The sequence below is a fragment of the Kamptonema formosum PCC 6407 genome (assembly GCF_000332155.1).
Classification (GTDB): domain Bacteria; phylum Cyanobacteriota; class Cyanobacteriia; order Cyanobacteriales; family Microcoleaceae; genus Kamptonema; species Kamptonema formosum.
In genome coordinates, this window is sequence record NZ_KB235903.1 from 624,795 (window position 1) to 625,498 (window position 704).

Sequence of the window (704 nt, forward strand, 5' to 3'; positions counted from 1 at the left end):
CGTTTATTCTGGTTCAAAATCTGATTTTAGCGCACCGCAAATCGGACAAACCCAATCTTCGGGAATATCTTCAAACGGCGTTCCAGGTGCAATACCGCCATCGGGATCGCCTAGTTCTGGATCGTAGACATAGGCGCAAATTGTACAGATGTATTTTTGCATTTTGGCTTTTTCTCGATAAATAGACTAATTTTTACAAGTTTAGAGAATCAAAATTGATGGAATTGATGTTAACCCTAGTTTGTCACTCTAGGAAGAGTAAAATAGAAAGAGAAGTCTAAATGGGAGACATAGACGATGATACAGCCCAAAATTCCACAACCTACCATTAGTTTCATCGATCAATATTGTGGGAGTTATCAAAAAATATTTCCAGAAGTTAGAAGCTATGAAGCGTTTAAGCAAATTATTATGGGGATTTTGACACCAAGCAAAAGAAAAAGTTTAGTAACACTATCTAAAATAATTGGATTAAAAAATAGTCAATCCTTGCATAATTTCTTAACACAATCGCCCTGGAAATCGGAAGAATTAAGAGCCCAGAGACTAAAAATTATCTTTAACTGGTTAAAAGAAGAAGCAATTGACATTATTATAGATGAGACCGGAGATCCGAAAAAAGGAAATAAAACTGAATATGTAGCTAGACAATATTTAGGAAGGCTAGGAAAAGTAGACAATGGGATTGTAAGTGTCAATATTTA

General features: G+C 34.9%; 2 protein-coding genes. One reads left to right on the top strand and one right to left on the bottom strand.

Annotated features, from left to right (window positions below; genetic code table 11):
- Positions 1 to 3 precede the first annotated feature (3 nt).
- A complete protein-coding gene (rd, locus tag OSCIL6407_RS38535; RefSeq protein ID WP_007355497.1) occupies positions 4 to 162 on the bottom strand; it encodes a rubredoxin in 159 nt (52 codons plus the stop codon).
- A 135-nt stretch (positions 163 to 297) separates the two neighbouring features.
- Between rd and OSCIL6407_RS38540 the strand changes: the two genes are divergently transcribed.
- Positions 298 to 704, top strand: a 407-nt coding sequence (locus OSCIL6407_RS38540) for a transposase (RefSeq protein ID WP_019487089.1), incomplete at its 3' end; no start/stop codon positions are given.